14 protein-coding genes and 1 pseudogene are annotated in these 15288 nt (G+C 60.2%); 10 read left to right on the top strand and 5 right to left on the bottom strand.

Annotated features, from left to right (window positions below):
• Positions 1-4: 4 nt before the first annotated feature.
• Positions 5-1027, top strand: coding sequence for an alpha-xenorhabdolysin family binary toxin subunit B (locus tag PPUTUW4_RS22105; protein WP_015096648.1), 1023 nt, complete (start codon positions 5-7; stop codon positions 1025-1027).
• A 68-nt stretch (positions 1028-1095) separates the two neighbouring features.
• On the opposite strand, the gene PPUTUW4_RS22100 is transcribed toward PPUTUW4_RS22105, so the two are convergent.
• The gene (locus PPUTUW4_RS22100) at positions 1096-1971 is read right to left on the bottom strand and encodes a LysR substrate-binding domain-containing protein (protein ID WP_015096647.1); all 876 of its coding nucleotides are present in this window, start codon (positions 1969-1971) and stop codon (positions 1096-1098) included.
• 159 nt (positions 1972-2130) lie between these two features.
• Here PPUTUW4_RS22100 and PPUTUW4_RS22095 point away from each other — a divergent pair, with 159 nt between their 5' ends.
• The 3 genes from PPUTUW4_RS22095 to PPUTUW4_RS22085 all read left to right on the top strand — a co-directional run bounded on the left by PPUTUW4_RS22095 (position 2131) and on the right by PPUTUW4_RS22085 (position 6637).
• Complete coding sequence (locus PPUTUW4_RS22095) at positions 2131-3768, top strand: 5-guanidino-2-oxopentanoate decarboxylase (RefSeq protein WP_015096646.1); 1638 nt, start codon at positions 2131-2133, stop codon at positions 3766-3768.
• The gene (locus PPUTUW4_RS22090; RefSeq protein ID WP_015096645.1) at positions 3765-5213 is read left to right on the top strand and encodes an aldehyde dehydrogenase family protein; all 1449 of its coding nucleotides are present in this window, start codon (positions 3765-3767) and stop codon (positions 5211-5213) included. The genes PPUTUW4_RS22095 and PPUTUW4_RS22090 overlap by 4 nt, the downstream gene beginning before the upstream one ends.
• Before the next feature lie 320 nt (positions 5214-5533).
• Positions 5534-6637, top strand: coding sequence for an extracellular solute-binding protein (locus tag PPUTUW4_RS22085; protein WP_007978499.1), 1104 nt, complete (start codon positions 5534-5536; stop codon positions 6635-6637).
• Between the two features lie 39 nt (positions 6638-6676).
• On the opposite strand, the pseudogene PPUTUW4_RS30420 reads toward PPUTUW4_RS22085, so the two are convergent.
• A pseudogene (locus tag PPUTUW4_RS30420) lies at positions 6677-6802 on the bottom strand (metal ABC transporter ATP-binding protein); the annotation flags it as partial.
• Positions 6803-6830: 28 nt separating this feature from the next.
• Between PPUTUW4_RS30420 and PPUTUW4_RS22080 the strand changes: the two are divergent.
• From PPUTUW4_RS22080 to PPUTUW4_RS22070, 3 genes are read left to right on the top strand one after another with little or no spacing between them, the layout of a single operon-like run.
• Positions 6831-7739, top strand: a complete 909-nt coding sequence (locus PPUTUW4_RS22080) for an ABC transporter permease (RefSeq protein WP_015096644.1) — start codon at positions 6831-6833, stop codon at positions 7737-7739.
• On the top strand, positions 7736-8584 hold the full coding sequence (locus tag PPUTUW4_RS22075) for an ABC transporter permease (RefSeq protein WP_007978496.1): 849 nt from the start codon (positions 7736-7738) through the stop codon (positions 8582-8584). The genes PPUTUW4_RS22080 and PPUTUW4_RS22075 overlap by 4 nt, the downstream gene beginning before the upstream one ends.
• An 18-nt stretch (positions 8585-8602) precedes the next feature.
• On the top strand, positions 8603-9658 hold the full coding sequence (locus tag PPUTUW4_RS22070; RefSeq protein ID WP_015096643.1) for an ABC transporter ATP-binding protein: 1056 nt from the start codon (positions 8603-8605) through the stop codon (positions 9656-9658).
• A 130-nt stretch (positions 9659-9788) separates the two neighbouring features.
• On the opposite strand, the gene PPUTUW4_RS22065 is transcribed toward PPUTUW4_RS22070, so the two are convergent.
• Positions 9789-10718, bottom strand: coding sequence for an AraC family transcriptional regulator (locus tag PPUTUW4_RS22065; protein WP_015096642.1), 930 nt, complete (start codon positions 10716-10718; stop codon positions 9789-9791).
• 338 nt (positions 10719-11056) lie between these two features.
• Between PPUTUW4_RS22065 and PPUTUW4_RS22060 the strand changes: the two genes are divergently transcribed.
• Together PPUTUW4_RS22060 and PPUTUW4_RS22055 are read left to right on the top strand one after the other, a co-directional pair.
• Positions 11057-11410, top strand: coding sequence for an antibiotic biosynthesis monooxygenase family protein (locus tag PPUTUW4_RS22060; RefSeq protein WP_015096641.1), 354 nt, complete (start codon positions 11057-11059; stop codon positions 11408-11410).
• A 41-nt stretch (positions 11411-11451) separates the two neighbouring features.
• A complete protein-coding gene (locus PPUTUW4_RS22055) occupies positions 11452-11682 on the top strand; it encodes a hypothetical protein (RefSeq protein WP_015096640.1) in 231 nt (76 codons plus the stop codon).
• Here PPUTUW4_RS22055 and PPUTUW4_RS22050 read toward each other — a convergent pair whose 3' ends face one another.
• Together PPUTUW4_RS22050 and PPUTUW4_RS22045 are read right to left on the bottom strand one after the other, a co-directional pair.
• Entirely contained in the window at positions 11683-12312 is a 630-nt protein-coding gene (locus PPUTUW4_RS22050) for a flavin reductase family protein (protein WP_015096639.1), read from the bottom strand.
• A 203-nt stretch (positions 12313-12515) separates the two neighbouring features.
• Complete coding sequence (locus tag PPUTUW4_RS22045) at positions 12516-13835, bottom strand: MFS transporter (RefSeq protein WP_015096638.1); 1320 nt, start codon at positions 13833-13835, stop codon at positions 12516-12518.
• A 288-nt stretch (positions 13836-14123) separates the two neighbouring features.
• Between PPUTUW4_RS22045 and PPUTUW4_RS22040 the strand changes: the two genes are divergently transcribed.
• Complete coding sequence (locus PPUTUW4_RS22040; protein ID WP_015092973.1) at positions 14124-15260, top strand: IS3 family transposase; 1137 nt, start codon at positions 14124-14126, stop codon at positions 15258-15260.
• The last annotated feature ends 28 nt before the right edge of the window (positions 15261-15288 follow it).

The following is a 15288-nucleotide window of genomic DNA, read 5'->3' as shown; positions in this document are numbered from 1 at the left end:
TGCTATGAAAGACCATGAAACTATTACAAGTAATCATTATGTGCTGCCCGATACCGGCGCAATGAGACGTGCCAAGGATCGATTGAATATGAGTGTGAGTGACGGTGGATTTGATTTTTTGCCATCGTCACGAGAGAAATTATTGAGTGTCAGTAGTGAGCTGAATGATGCACATCAGCAGTTGTTTGATGATGTCAAGAAAATTACTGCGTTATTGGCCAACTCTGGCTTGGAAGCAACGTTGGCGAGTATTGAGGAAATTAATAGCAATACTGCATTGACTGCCTTGCAGAAAGATGAGCACGTTAGTCGGCTGCTGGAGCATGGGGTCGCACGGGTTGCTGAGTCTCAGATCGCATTAGTGGTTGCCAATAAATATTTAGTTCGGGTAACCGAAGATTTTGTTGCGACCCGTTTTGCCGAGTCAACCATTAGTTTGCGTCGTACCTTTGATAGTGAAGTGAACGCTATTGAACAGCGCATCGGGGCTGACGAGGGCGACCTGGAGACGCTAAAGAAGGACAAGCAGTTTATCGACGACGCTATCCAGAAATTCAAGGCCCCGGGCTGGCGGGATATTGTCAGTAGTCTGCTGCCGAGTGCAGAGGAAATCGAGGCCGCAATAAAGTTGGTTGCCACCGGGAAACCGGATAAGGAATTTTTGAAACTAGTATTGAACAAGCTTCAAGGTAACTTTGAAGCGCTCGACCGGGGGCGTCAATTCACCGACCTCGCCCAAGCGCGGGACGCAGTGCGTGATAGAATGAACGAGCTGAACGCCAGCATCAAGTCGGATCAATTACAAGTATGCAAGTTGCAGCGCAAGCTCGGTGCGTTGGATGAACTGGGCGCATTGGATTCGGTACTTTCAAGTTGGTCGGAGCAAGTCGCAAAGGTCGCTGAGGCATACTCGAATTTTCTCCGGGTAAACAACCCAAAATCGATCGCAGATGTGCCGACATTGAAGGGCACTGCCGAGCGTTTTGAAGTATTCTTGAATTACTTGAAGTCCATCAAAAAAAGCTGAGTGGTGATATAAGCAAAAGGCCATGCTTCGCGCATGGCCTGTCCGATTGAATGGGCCAACGCCAAGGTTCATCGCGCCTGTTCCACCAACCACTCCATCAGCTCGCGCAGTTTGGGCGAAGGCCCGGGTTTTTCCGGGAGCACCAGGTAATACGCAAGACCTGTTTTCACCTTCAATTCGAATGGCGTGACCAGCCGCCCGGCACTCAGGTCATCGCCGATCAGCGACCAGTCGCCAATCGCCACCCCCGTTCCCTGGGACGCCATCGACATCGCCAGGTCCAGTGTTTCGAAATGCTGGCCCTTGCCGACATTGGTCAAATTCACATCTGCGGCCTTCAACCAGGCTTTCCAGTCCCGTTCATCGCGGGTCGGGTGCAGCAGCAGGTGTTGTTGCAGATCGGCGGGTGTCTGCAGGGGCATGGGGCCTTCGAGCATCGGTCTGGAGCACACCGGCGTGAGTTGTTCATCGAAGAGTTTTTGCGACATCAATGAATGGTCCGGCGGTGCGCCGTACATCACCGCCGCATCGAACTGCTCGAGATGAAAATCCACGCCGTGCTTGACCGTGGTGGTCAGTTCCACCGGCACGTCCGGGCGTTCCCTTTGCCATTGCAGCAGGCGCGGCAGCAACCAGCGCATGACACAGGTCGGTGCCTTGAGTTGCAGGGTTTCGCGCTTCTCGCCGATCTGCTCCACGGCCTCGTCGATCAGGCCGAAAATCTGCTGCACCCGGGGCAACCACTCCCGTCCTTCGGCAGTCAGGTCCAGACCTCGGGCCTGGCGAATGAACAGCTCATAACCCAGGTGATCTTCCAGCCCGGCGATCTGCCGGCTGACCGCGCCCTGGGTAATGTGCAGTTGTTCGGCAGCCCGGGTGAAATTGCAGCACTGCGCGGTAATCAGAAAAGTGTGCAGCGCCGGCAGGGGAGGCAGTCGTTTCATTGGGATCCAAGGTATGACGTGAGGACATGGCTAGTATGACTTTTTATCCATTGTTGCGGCTACGTGTCGCCCGTTCCAATGAGGCCATTCCCGGGCCTGCCAATCCATCATAAACACAGCGCATGCCCGGCGTCTCAAACGAACAAGAAGGGCAAAGACATGGCGACGTGCGGCGAAGTATTGGTCAAGTTACTCGAAAACTACGGAGTCGAGCAGGTGTTCGGCATTCCGGGGGTTCATACCGTGGAGCTGTATCGCGGGCTGGCCCGTTCGAGCATCAACCACGTGACGCCGCGCCATGAACAGGGCGCCGGCTTCATGGCCGACGGTTACGCCCGCACCAGCGGCAAACCGGGCGTGTGCTTCATCATCACCGGCCCTGGCATGACCAACATCACCACCGCCATGGGCCAGGCTTACGCCGATTCGATCCCGATGCTGGTGATCTCCAGCGTGCAATCGCGCAGCCAGTTGGGCGGCGGTCGCGGCAAGCTGCATGAACTGCCGAACCAGGGCGCACTGTGCGCCGGTGTCGCGGCGTTCTCCCACACCCTGATGTCGGCGGCGGAATTGCCGGGTGTGCTGGCTCGCGCCTTTGCGCTGTTCCAGGCGGGCCGTCCGCGTCCGGTGCATATTGAAATTCCATTGGATGTGTTGGTCGAAGACGCTGACGAGCTGCTCAGCAGCCTGCCGGTCAACATCGACCGCGCAGGTGCTTCGCCGAGTGCCGTGTCGCGCATGACCGAATTGCTGGCCAACGCCAAGCGTCCGCTGATTCTCGCCGGTGGCGGTGCCATCGACGCGGCGGCCGAGCTGACGGCGCTGGCCGAGTTGCTGGACGCGCCGGTCGCCCTGACCATCAATGCCAAGGGCATGCTCGCCTCCGGCCACCCGTTGCTGATCGGCTCGACCCAGAGTCTGGTCGCCACCCGGGCGCTGGTCGCCGAGGCCGACGTGGTCCTGGCCATCGGTACCGAACTGGCCGAGACCGACTACGACGTGACCTTCGCCGGTGGCTTCGAGATTCCTGGCAAGTTGCTGCGCGTGGACATCGACCCGGACCAGACCGTGCGCAACTACCCGCCGCACGTGGCGCTGGTGGCCGACTCGCGCAACGCCGCCCAGGCCTTGCTCAGCGCCTTGTCGCACAAATCCCTGGCCGAACGCCGCAACGATTGGGGTCAGGTACGGGCCGCTCGTCTGCGTGAAGACCTGGCCACCACCTGGGACGCACCGACCCTGGCCCAGACCCGTTTCCTTGAAACCGTCCTGTACGAACTGCCGGACGCGGTGTTCGTCGGTGATTCGACCCAACCGGTATACACCGGCAACCTGACGTTCAACCCGGAGCGTCCACGTCGCTGGTTCAACTCGTCCACTGGTTACGGCACCCTCGGTTACGCCTTGCCGGCGGCGATTGGCGCCTGGCTCGGCGGCAGTGCTAAAGACGGTGCTCGCCCGCCCGTGGTGTGCCTGATCGGTGACGGCGGCCTGCAGTTCACCCTGCCGGAACTGGCCAGCGCCGTTGAAGCGCGCACTCCGGTCATCGTGCTGCTGTGGAATAACCAGGGTTACGAAGAGATCAAGAAATACATGGTCAACCGTGCCATCGAGCCGGTCGGCGTGGACATCTACACCCCGGACTTCATCGGTGTGGCCAAGGCCTTGGGCTGCGCGGCCGAAGCCGTCAGCAGTGTCGAGCAACTGCGCGGCGCATTGCGTGTGGCCCACGATCGCCAGGGCCCGACCCTGATTGAGATCGACCAGGCCGAGTGGATGAAGGCGGTGTCGAAATGACTTTCCCGACTACCCTGGATGGCCTGTACATCAACGGCCAATGGTCGGCCGGCAATGAACACCTGCGGGTGATCAATCCGGCGACCGAAGCCCTGTTGACCACGGTCAATGGCGGCGATGAGCTTGCGGTTGATCAAGCGGTGAGCGCGGCGACCCGGGCGTTCGTCGGCTGGTCGAAAACTACCGGTGCCGAACGCGCTGCCATTCTGCGCAAAATCGCCGCGGGCGTGCAGGCCAACCGTGAAAAACTGATGCACTTGCAGTCGAGCAACAACGGCAAGCCGCAATTCGAAGCCGCGATCGACGTCGATGACGTGATCGCCACGTTCGAGTACTACGCCGGTCTGGCCGAAGGGCTGGACGCGAAGCAGGACAGCGCCATCGAACTGCCGAGCGACGATTTCAGCGCTCGCCTGCGCCGCGAACCTTGCGGTGTAGTTGGCCTGATCGTGCCGTGGAACTTCCCGATGGTGACCACCGCCTGGAAACTCGCCCCGGCCCTGGCCGCCGGTTGCTGCGTGGTGCTCAAGCCTTCGGAAGTCACGCCGCTGCCAGAGCTGGAACTGGCAACGATTATCGCAGAAGCCGGCTTGCCGGCGGGCGTGTTCAACCTGGTGTGTGGCACCGGCCTGGCCGTTGGCGCGCCGTTGTCGGCGGATCCGCGTATCGCGAAAATTTCCTTCACCGGCAGCAACGCCATTGGCGTGCAGGTCATGCAGCGGGCGGCGGAAACCGTCAAAGGCGTGAGCCTGGAACTGGGCGGCAAATCATCGCTGCTGGTGCTGGCCGATGCCGATCTCGACCTGGCGGTGGATGTGGCTTGCGGCGGTGGTTTCTTCAACGCCGGGCAAATGTGCTCCGCCACCAGTCGCGTGCTGGTGGCCGATGAACTGGCCGATGAATTCCTCCGCCGCGTGAAGGCCCGTGCCGAAGCGATTCGCGTGGCCGACCCGTTTGACCCGAACGTGGAAATGGGCGCGCTGGTCAATCAGGCGCAATACCAGCGTGTCCTGGGCCACATCGATCGTGGTTTGAGCGCTGGCGCCAAACTGGTTTGCGGTGGCAATCGCCCGGCGGACCTGCCACGCGGATATTTTTTGCAGCCGACGGTTTTCACCGACGTGCCCCTCGACAGTGCGTTGTGGTGTGAAGAGATCTTCGGCCCGGTGATCTGCGTGCGCAGTTTTGCCTCTGAAGCCGAGGCGATTGCCCTGGCCAACGACAGCCAGTTCGGCCTGGTCGCCAGTGTGGTCACGCGCAATGCCGAGACCGCCGACCGCGTCGCCAACGCTTTGCAGGCGGGGCTTGTGTGGATCAACGCACCGCAGGTGATCTTCCCGCAGACCGCCTGGGGCGGCTACAAGCAGAGCAGCATAGGCCGCGAATTGGGGCCTTGGGGCTTGCAGGCTTTCCAGGAAATCAAACACGTGATCCGGGCTGTCTGACACCGATCACCTGTAGGAGCGAGCCTGCTCGCGAAGGACGTCAACGATAACGCGGGGTACCTGAATGAGCGCGGTGCCCTTGCGTCCATCGCGAGCAGGCTCGCTCCTACAGAAAAGCCATCCGCGTGCCCCGAAAGCAGGCATGCGCTGGCGTCATGGCTTCAATGAATTTTTATCGATAGTCAGGTGTTTTACGCGACCTCAGGATGAACTCACTGGTTCAGCCAAACCCCCGAAAACAGAGGGGTTAACGCTACCCAGTCGCGCGGATGCAACAGTTTCGACCTGCCTTATACCTACAAAAACAAAGGGAGTCCGTAATGGGCGAGCATGATCTGAACAGACGTCAATTCATCAAGACCGTGGGCGTAGCCTCGGTTGCAGCGGCAGCCATGAGCATGCCGTTCATCAAGGCCAATGCCAGCGACACACGCTTTGCCGGCAAGACCCTGCGTTTGCTGACCTGGTCCGATGACACCGGCCTGGCTGCACTGCGCAACATCGCCGCGACGTTCGAAGACAAGTACGGCTGCAAGGTCATCGCTGACCGCACCGGCAGTACCTCGGAAATGGTCGCCAAACTCAAGGCCGGCGGTGATCGTCCGCAGTACGACATCATCACCCTGGCAGGGGTTGGCGCCGAAGGTCTGGCCGCCGCCAACCTGCTGGAAAAACCCGACCTCAACCGCATTCCCAACCTGGTCGATGTACCGGAGAAATACCGCACCGGCGCCAATGGCCACGGTATCGGTTACCTGCTGTGGTGCAACAGTCTGGTCTACAGCACCCGCACCCAGAAAGAAGCCCCGACCAGCTACGCCTCCCTGTGGGATGCCGACGCGGCGCCGAACATCTTCCTCCCGCCGCCGAACTGGACCGAGGCCATGGACCTGATCATCATTGCCGCCAAACTGGCCGGTGGTGACGAGCACAACATCGAACCTGGCTTCAAGAAACTCGCCGAGCTGAAAGATCGTGTGGTGACCCTGGGTGAAAACCCGAACCAGATCGCCGAGCTGTTCCGCACCGGTTCCCTGGACATGGGCGGCCTGTACGCACCGGCGTTCTTCCCGAAACAGATCCGCGATCCGAACTACGGTCTGGGCGCGACCTTTGGCATGAAGGAAGGTTTCTACACCGACCTGATGCTCTCGGTGATGCCGAAGAACCGTCCGGGCGATACCGACATGGCCTATGCCTTCATCAACCACTCCCTGGACCCACTGGTGCAGGGCAAGATGGCTGAAGACATCTACAACGGTCCGGTCAACGCCAAGGCGATCATCTCCGCCGAAGCGCGCAAGAGCCCGTACATCCTCACGCCGGAGCAGATTGCCGAGAAGGCGATCATGCACGACAACGCCTTCCTGGCGACTGTGCATGACCAATGGATTCGTCGTTACACGGAAATCTTTTCTTCCTGATCGAGTGACCTACACAGGATCCTCAAACACTGAAGATCCCTGTGGGAGCGAGCTTGCTCGCGATTGCTGACTGTCATTCAACATTGATGTCGACTGATACACCGCTATCGCGAGCAAGCTCGCTCCCACAGGGGACGAAGTGATTTCGAGTCTTGTGTTTGTCAGCTGCTTTCCATTGACGAGACCCTTTGCTATGGAACACCAACCTCTGACCCATCCGGTGAGTGCCGCTCCCATGCGCGCCGCTCGGGGTGTTTCGCCAACGACGCGCGCCTGGTTTTTCCTCACGCCGTCGATGCTGTTTCTTGGCGTACTGATTGCCGCCAGCCTCTTGGTACTGCGCATGAGCGTGGGCACCAAAGGCGCGGAATGGTCCGGGTTCAGCCTGGCCAGCTACGCCCAGTTGCTGGAACCCTATTACCTCAAATCCCTGATGCTGACCCTGCGCCTGGCGCTGATCAGCGCGGTGATCGCAGTGATCCTGGCGATCCCGGTGGCCTACACCATGTCGCGCCTGACCTCGCCGTTCGTGCGACGGATCTTCCTGGCTGCGGTGTTGCTGCCGTTGCTGGTCAACCTGCTGCTGCAAAGCTACGGCTGGCTGGTGATCCTCGGTCCAGGCGGCATGCTTAACCAGGCCTTGATGGGCCTGGGCCTGATCAAGCGCCCGATCATGCTGTTGTATAACCAGAACGGCGTGTTGATGGGCCTGGTGCAAACCGCCTTCCCGCTGGCCGTGTTGCCGATCGCCAGCGCCATGCGCGGCGTCGCCCGCAGCTACGAAGAAGCCGCTGCCACCCTCGGCGCCAGTCGCTTCCAGGTGTTCCGCCAGGTGGTGTTGCCGATGAGTCTGCCGGGGATCATTACCGGTGCGACCCTGGTGTTCGCCTACAACGCCAGCAGTTTCGTGGTGCCCTTGCTGCTCGGTGGCCGGCGCGTGCCGATGCTGGCGGTGATGGTGCATGACCAGATTGCCCCGTTGATGAACTGGCCCGCCGCATCCGCTGCCGGCGTGGTGCTGATCGTCACCACCCTCGCGATCATGACCTTGTCCGAATACATCACTGGCCGTCGTCGGCGCATGCTGGAGGCTTCCCAATGAGCACCCTGACCAAGAAACGTTATGGGCTGTTGCCCGGCGAGACCGGCAAGTTCGCCGGCATCCTTTCGGGCTTCATCCTGCTGCTGGCGGTGCTGCCGATCCTGACCATGATCGTCATGTCGTTCAGCGGCGCGTCGAACCTCGACTTCCCGCCGAGCAGCTACAGCCTGCAATGGTACAAGGCCGCCTGGCACACCTTCGTGTCGCCGGACGCCAGCGACGTGCTGAGCCTCGGCCAGGCCATGAGCACCAGCCTGCTGGTGTCGTGCCTGACCATGATTTTCGCCACGATCATCGCAGTGCCGGCGGCCTACGCGCTGACCCGTTGCGAGTTCCGCGGCAAGGCCGTGGCCTTGCAACTGATGTCGTTGCCGCTGGTGTTCCCGATGGTGGTGTTGGGTCTGGCATTGCTGCTGGTGTTCGACAGCCTGCCGTTCCATATGACCACCTCTCGTCTGGTGATTGCCCACGTGATCCTGGCGCTGCCGTTCGTGGTGAAGAACTGCACGGCGGCGATGCTCTCCATCGGCAGCGAAGTCGAGGAGGCCGCGCAGATGCTCGGTGCTTCACCGCTGCGGGCGATTGTCGATGTGGTGGTGCCGTTGATGAAGTCGGGAATCCTGGCGGGCATGCTGCTGGCGTTCATCGTCTCGTTCAACGAATTCACCGTGACTTACTTCCTCTACACCATTGATGTGATGACCGTGCCGATCTGGATGTACAGCCGCACCGTGTCTTCACTCGACCCAACCGTATTTTCGTTTGCCGTGCTGATCGTGCTGATCGACTTCGTCCTGATCTGGGCGCTGGAGAAGCTGGTTGGTGAAGGTGGCGTTTCGTTCTGATTTCTTGAGGTACTTCAAATGTCTGGTCTGATTCTGGAAAACGTCGAGAAACATTACGGCTCGGCCTGCGCGGTAACCGATGTGAACCTGCATTTGCCCGAGGGCAAACTGGTGTGTTTCCTCGGCCCTTCGGGCTGTGGCAAAACCACGCTGCTGCGCATGATTGCCGGCCTTGAAACCCTGACCGGCGGCGAGATCCGCCTGGACGGTGAAGACATCGGCCACACCCCGGCCCACCTGCGCAACTTCGGCATGGTGTTCCAGTCCCTGGCGCTGTTCCCGCACATGACCGTGGGTGAGAACATCGCCTATCCGCTGAAACTGCGCGGAGTCAGCAAGGCCGACCAGCAGGCGCGGGTGGTGGAGTTGCTGGAACTGATCCAGTTGCAACCGATGATCGATCGTCCGGTGGCCAAGCTCTCCGGCGGGCAACGCCAGCGCGTGGCGATTGCCCGGGCGATTGCCAACCACCCGAAAATCCTCCTGCTCGACGAACCGTTGTCGGCGCTGGACGCCAAGCTGCGCGAATCGATGCAGGTGGAAATCCGTCAACTGCAACAGCGCCTGAACATCACCACCATCATGGTGACCCACGACCAGCGTGAAGCCATGACCATGGCCGATATCGTGGTCGTGCTGGGTGAACACCGGGTGCAGCAGGTCGGCACGCCGATTGAAATCTACCGGCACCCGGCCAACGAGTTCGTCGCGGACTTCATCGGTTCGGGCAACATCTTCCCGGCCACGGCGCTGGGTGACGGCAAGGTCAGCCTGCCGGGTGGCGATGCGCTGCAAGTGCCGATCTGCAAGAGCATTGTGGCAGGGGAAAAGGTGAAGATGCTGATTCGTCCGGAAGACCTGCAACTGTCGGCGCCTCAGGCGACGGCGGGCAACCGCTTGCTGGGCAAGGTGACCTTCGTGCGCGATATCGGCGCGACCATCGAGACCACGGTTGAGTGTTCCGGGGTGTCGTTTACCGCGCTGAGCACGCCGTGCCAGGGCTTTGGCCTGAGCGTCGGTCATCCGGTGTCGGTGACCTTGCCGGCTGAGGCTTGCCGGGTACTTGGGGCCTGATCCCGGTTTGATGCTGTTTGTACTGGCCTCATCGCGAGCAAGCTCGCTCCCACATTGGACGGTGTACGCTGGACCCTGTGGGAGCGAGCTTGCTCGCGATGAGGCCAGTACTGCTTGCAAAGAAACAAGTTCAGACTGACAACCGCAACCGTGCCAGATCCCGCAACGGCGGTGCCCCGAACAACCGGCTGTACTCCCGGCTGAACTGCGAAGGGCTTTCATACCCGACGCGATACCCCGCCGCCGAAGCCTCCAGCCCTTCGGCCAGCATCAACCGCCGCGCTTCCTGCAGGCGCAACTGCTTCTGATACTGCAACGGACTCATCGCCGTCATCGCCTTGAAGCGGTGATGCAGGGTCGATACGCTCAGGTTCACTTCCTTCGCCAGATCATCGATGCGCAACGGCTGTTCAAAGTTGCCATTGAGCCATTTGATCGCCTGGCTGACGCGATGGCTCTGACTGTTGGCGATGGCGATTTCGTACAGCCGATGTCCCTGTTTGCTGCGCAGCAGTCGATAGAGGATCTCCCGGCGAATCAGCGGCGCGAGCATGGCGATGTCTTTCGGCGTGTCCAGTAGCCTTGCCAGGCGCAGTACGGCATCCAGCATGGCCGTGTCGAGCCGCTCGACATACAGCCCGCGCCCGGTCGGCCGGGTGGGCACGCCGAGGGGGCCGGCGTCGGCGATCAGCGCGGTGATTTCCGCCGGATCGATGTCCAGGCGCAGGGCCAGGATCGGCTCCTCGGCCGAGACATCCACCACCCGTCCACTGAGCGGCATCGAGACCGAGACCACCAGGTAGTTCAACGGGTCGTAGTTGAAGTATTCGTTGGCCAACTGAACTTCCTTGCGCCCCTGGGCCATGATGCACAGTGCCGGTTGCGCGAGCACCGGGGCAAACTCATGGGACTGGCTGTGGCGGGACATGAACAGCGAGCCGATGGCCGTGGCATAACTGCCATCTTCGGCGGTGTTGCGGCGGATGATCGCCGCCAGTTCCGCGCGCTGCTTTTCCATGTCGGTGTCCAGCGGGGCTTGAAAGTGATCGAGCGACGTCATGCGCGGCATCCTCGGCAGGCATGGAGGGAATGGAGCAGAGCATAAGTTTGTGCAAGTGGCAGCGGTAGACACATCCTGCCGGATGCTTGCCTGATTCTGCATGGTGGTGACTGGCGGTGTAGCCACTAGAGCCTTGTGCCGCAAGAACTTGCTTGAAACTCGTAGGGCAGAACCGTGACAGGGTTTTACAGCTTGTTACAGGCTTGTCATGCAGTTTCGCAGGATTGTGCAACGCACCGGCAGGAATCGACTAACGAGACAGGCGTCGCGGCCCTTAACCTTTGATCCTGTCGCAGCCCGTCCCCCGGCTGCCACGCGACTCCCCGGGAGGGTTGAACATGTCCACGCAAATCCCCGTCAGTCATATGGCCTTCGTTCGAGCGCGCGCCGGGCGCTCTGCGGAACTCGGTGTGCGTCTCAGCGCCCTGATCGAACCGTCCCGCGCAGCGCCAGGCTGCCTGAGCTTTAGCTTGCAGCATTCGCAATGCGATCCGGAGTTGTGGCTGGTGTCCGGTTTCTGGAGTGATCAACAGGCCATGACCGCCTACTTCAACACGCCGGCGATGGAGATTTTTGCCGAGCTGGTGCAGGAACTGGTGGTCAACAGTCTGGATTTCCACACCTTCAAGGATGTCTCGGCGGCGCAGGCCCTGGGACAGTCCGCACTGGAGGTACACAAACTGGCCGGTTGAGGGTTTAATGACGGCATTCTCAATCAGCCAGGATGCGCGACATGGCACGTAAAGCCTTTGATCACTTCGAAGCTGTTTCCGCTGTAGTACCGGGCGAGGGTGGTTACCACGCCGCTATCGCCGTCAAGGCGCTGGGTGGTTCCGGCGCTCCGCGTTTTCACAAAGTGCTGGAAGGCCAGATCTTCAAGACCGCCCATGACGCCGACCTGGCAGCGGCCAAAGAGCTGACCCACCTCAAGGACGTCAAAGAAGACGCCGACCTGCTCTGGTGATCACTTCACCGCCTCCGGGCGGTACATCTTGAACAACGCCTCAGGCCCCAGCTGGAAATAATCCGCCGGCCCGCCGCCGCGCAGAATCGGTTCTGCCGCGGCGGTGTCGTATACCCCATCCTTCAACAGCCATTTGGCGATATGCACGGCGACCACTTCACCGAGGATCAGCCAGCTCGGCACCACATTGCCGTCCGCTCGCTGCAATTGGATGATCTGCGTGACCTTGCACTCGAAGGACACCGGGCTTTCGGCCACCCGTGGCACCTGAATGACTTTCGAGGCAACGGTCGTCAGGCCGGCCAGTTCGAACTCGTTGACCTCAGGCCCGACCATCGCGCAGCTCTGGTTCATCTGCTCGGCCAGCGGCCGTGTGGCCAGGTTCCAGGCGAACTCGCCGGTCTGTTCGATGTTGTTCAGGCTGTCTTTGCGTCCGACACTGGAAAAACCAATGATCGGCGGAATGTAGTTGAAGGCGTTGAAGAAGCTGTAGGGCGCCAGGTTCAAGCGGCCCTCGGCATCCTGTGAAGAGATCCAGCCGATGGGACGCGGGCCGACGATGGCGTTGAACGGATCGTGGGGCAGGCCGTGGCCGTTGGCGGGTTCGTAGAAGTGGATGTCGTCGGGCATTGGGGAGAGTTTCCAGAGCTTGCGGGGAGACGTGCATGGTGCAAGCACGCGCCGCGGATTTCCAGTCCGACCTTCCCCCTGTAGGAGCAAGCTCGCTCCCACATTGGACCGCATTCCTCCGAGGGTACGCGGTCAACCTGTGGGAGCGAGCCTGCTCGCGAAGGGGCTTGGCAGTCACCCTTGCGGTAACTGCCTGACGTCTGTCAGTCAGTGACGATCCGCGAATGTTTGCGGGTGTCTTTCATGGTGATGTACACCAGCAACGACACGGCAATACAGGCGGTCACGTACCAGTAGTAACCCGTCTCCATGCCGATGCTCTTGAACCACAGTGCGATGTATTCAGCGGTGCCGCCGAAGATCGAAACGGTCAGTGCATACGGCAGGCCCACGCCCAGGGCGCGGATTTCGGTCGGGAACAGTTCGGCTTTCACCACGGCGTTGATCGAGGTGTAGCCGCTGACGATGATCAGCGCCGCCATGATCAGGAAGAACGCGCCCCACCAGGTCGTGATGGTGTGCAGGGTGGTGAGGATCGGCACGGTGAACAGGGTGCCCAGGATGCCGAAGGCAATCAGGATCGGCCGGCGACCGATTTTATCCGACAGCCCGCCGACAATCGGTTGCAGGCACATGAACAGGAACAGCGTGGCGGCGGAAATGGTGGTGGAGTCGGAAATGCTCATGCCGACGGTGTTCACCAGGTATTTCTGCATGTACGTGGTGTAGGTGTAGAACGCCAGGGTACCGCCCATGGTCAGGCCGACCACGGTCATCAGTTCCTTGGGGTGACGCATCAAGGTGCGCATCGCGCTTTCCTTGGCTTTTTCTTTCTTGGTGAAGGACTCGGTCTCTTCCATGCCGCGACGCAGGTACAACGCCACCACGGCACACAGCGCGCCGATGGCGAACGGGATGCGCCAGCCCCAGGCGTAGAGCTCTTCGGTGGTCAGCAGTTGTTGCAGCACGATCAACACCGCCAGGGCGATGAGCTGGCCGGAGATCAGGGTCACGTACTGGAAGCTGGAGTAGAAGCCGCGACGTTCCTTGGTGGCCATTTCGCTGAGGTAAGTGGCGGAGGTGCCGTATTCGCCACCCACCGACAGGCCTTGCAGCAAGCGCGCGAACACCAGCAGGATCGGCGCACCGATGCCGATGACTTCATAACTCGGGCTCAGGGCGATCAGCAGCGAACCGAAGCACATCAGGTACACCGAGGCCATCAGGGCCTTTTTGCGCCCGACCTTGTCGGCATACAGCCCCATCAGCCAGCCACCGATCGGACGCATCAGGAAGCCCACGGCGAAGATCGCGGCGGTGTTGAGCAGTTGGGCGGTGGTGTCACCCTTGGGGAAGAAGGTCTTGGCGAAGTACAGGGAGAAGGCGGCGTAGACGTACCAGTCATACCACTCGACCATGTTGCCGACGGAACCGCTGAAGATCGATTTGATGCGGCTGGACGTGGTTCTTGCTTTGGCCGGCGCGACAGCCGACCCAAGCGGCAGGGAGTTGGAGTTATCCATTGAAGGATCCTTCGTTTAATTGTTTTTGTGGAGCGCGTTTAAACGCAGCCTGCAGGGGCTATAGCAGGAGCTGTGCCAAGGGGGAGAGGGCCGGTCTAGAGGGGGGGCGGGGTTTTGGTGAGCGGAAATCCGCTCATGGGAAATTTGGTGTGAGCGGAAAACTGCTCATCTGCTCGTAAAAAATGCTGTGTTTGTACCGGCCTCTTCGCGAGCAGGCTGAACTGGCCTAATGATTTTGGACACTTCAATCGGGCGCTATGATGGCGCCCAAATCTGAGGTGTTTGGATATGCGTAAATCTTATTCCAGTGAGTTCAAACTCAAGGCCGCCAGCATGGTGCTGGACGAGGGCCAGTCAGTTCCCGATGTTTGTGCCAGTTTGGATATTGGCCCTACGGCCTTGCGCCGTTGGGTCGACCAGGTTCGCAAAGAACGCTTGGGTTCGACCCCGGTGGGGGCCAAGGCAATCACCGCCGATCAGCGGGAGATTCAGCAGCTCAAAGCGTTGCTCAGGCAAAAAGACCTGGACATTGAAATCCTAAAAAAAGGCCAGTGCTCTCCTGCTTTTGGACTCCAAAGATCATTCTCGCTGATCAATGAGCTGGACGAGCAGTACGGCGTTAACAATTGCTGTCGGGCGTTTGGAGTCACCCGCAGCAGCTTTTACGCCTGGCGTCAGCGTCAGGGCAAGGTGAATCCTGAGCGGGAGAAACTTAAGGCCGTGCTGGTCAAGCATCACAAGGAATCCAGAGCGTCCGCAGGGTCTCGCACCCTGTCCAAGGAACTGCAAGCCAAGGGGCATCGTGTCGGGCGACATATGGCTCGCAGCTTGATGCGCGAAGCCGGTGTTGCCAGCCATCAACGGCGGCGGCACAAGTACAAATCTTCCGGCGTTGAGGCGCTGGTGGCGCCGCATGTGCTCAAGCGCAAGTTTGATGTCACTGCGGTTAACCAAGTGTGGTGCGGCGATGTGACCTACATCAAAGTCGGCACGCGCTGGATGTATTTCGCGGCGGTGCTGGATCTGTTTGCCCGCAGGATCGTGGGCTGGTCGTTTTCGATGATTTCCGATGCCACGCTGACCTGCGAAGCGTTGCGGATGGCGGTCGACCTGCGAGGCCGGCCAAAAGAGGTGCTGTTTCACTCTGACCAGGGCTGCCAATACACCAGTCATAAATTCAGGAAAGAAATGCGCAAACATGGCCTCCTGCAAAGCATGAGTCGCAAAGGTGAGTGCTGGGACAACGCTCCGATGGAGCGTTTCTTTGGAAGCCTCAAGTCAGAGTGGGTACCAGAAGATGGCTACCGCTCGGAACATGAGGCGCGGGTGGATGTGCAGCGTTATGTGATGCGTTACAACAACGTCAGGCTCCATAGCTACAACGGCTACCGGTCGCCGGTAGCTATGGAGAAACTGGCGGCATGAAACCGTAACTGGTGTCCAAAATTAGTTG

Source organism: Pseudomonas sp. UW4 (assembly GCF_000316175.1).
GTDB lineage: Bacteria > Pseudomonadota > Gammaproteobacteria > Pseudomonadales > Pseudomonadaceae > Aquipseudomonas > Aquipseudomonas laurylsulfatiphila.
Note: the sequence above shows the minus strand (reverse complement) of the source record. Positions and strands in the feature narration are given on the sequence as shown.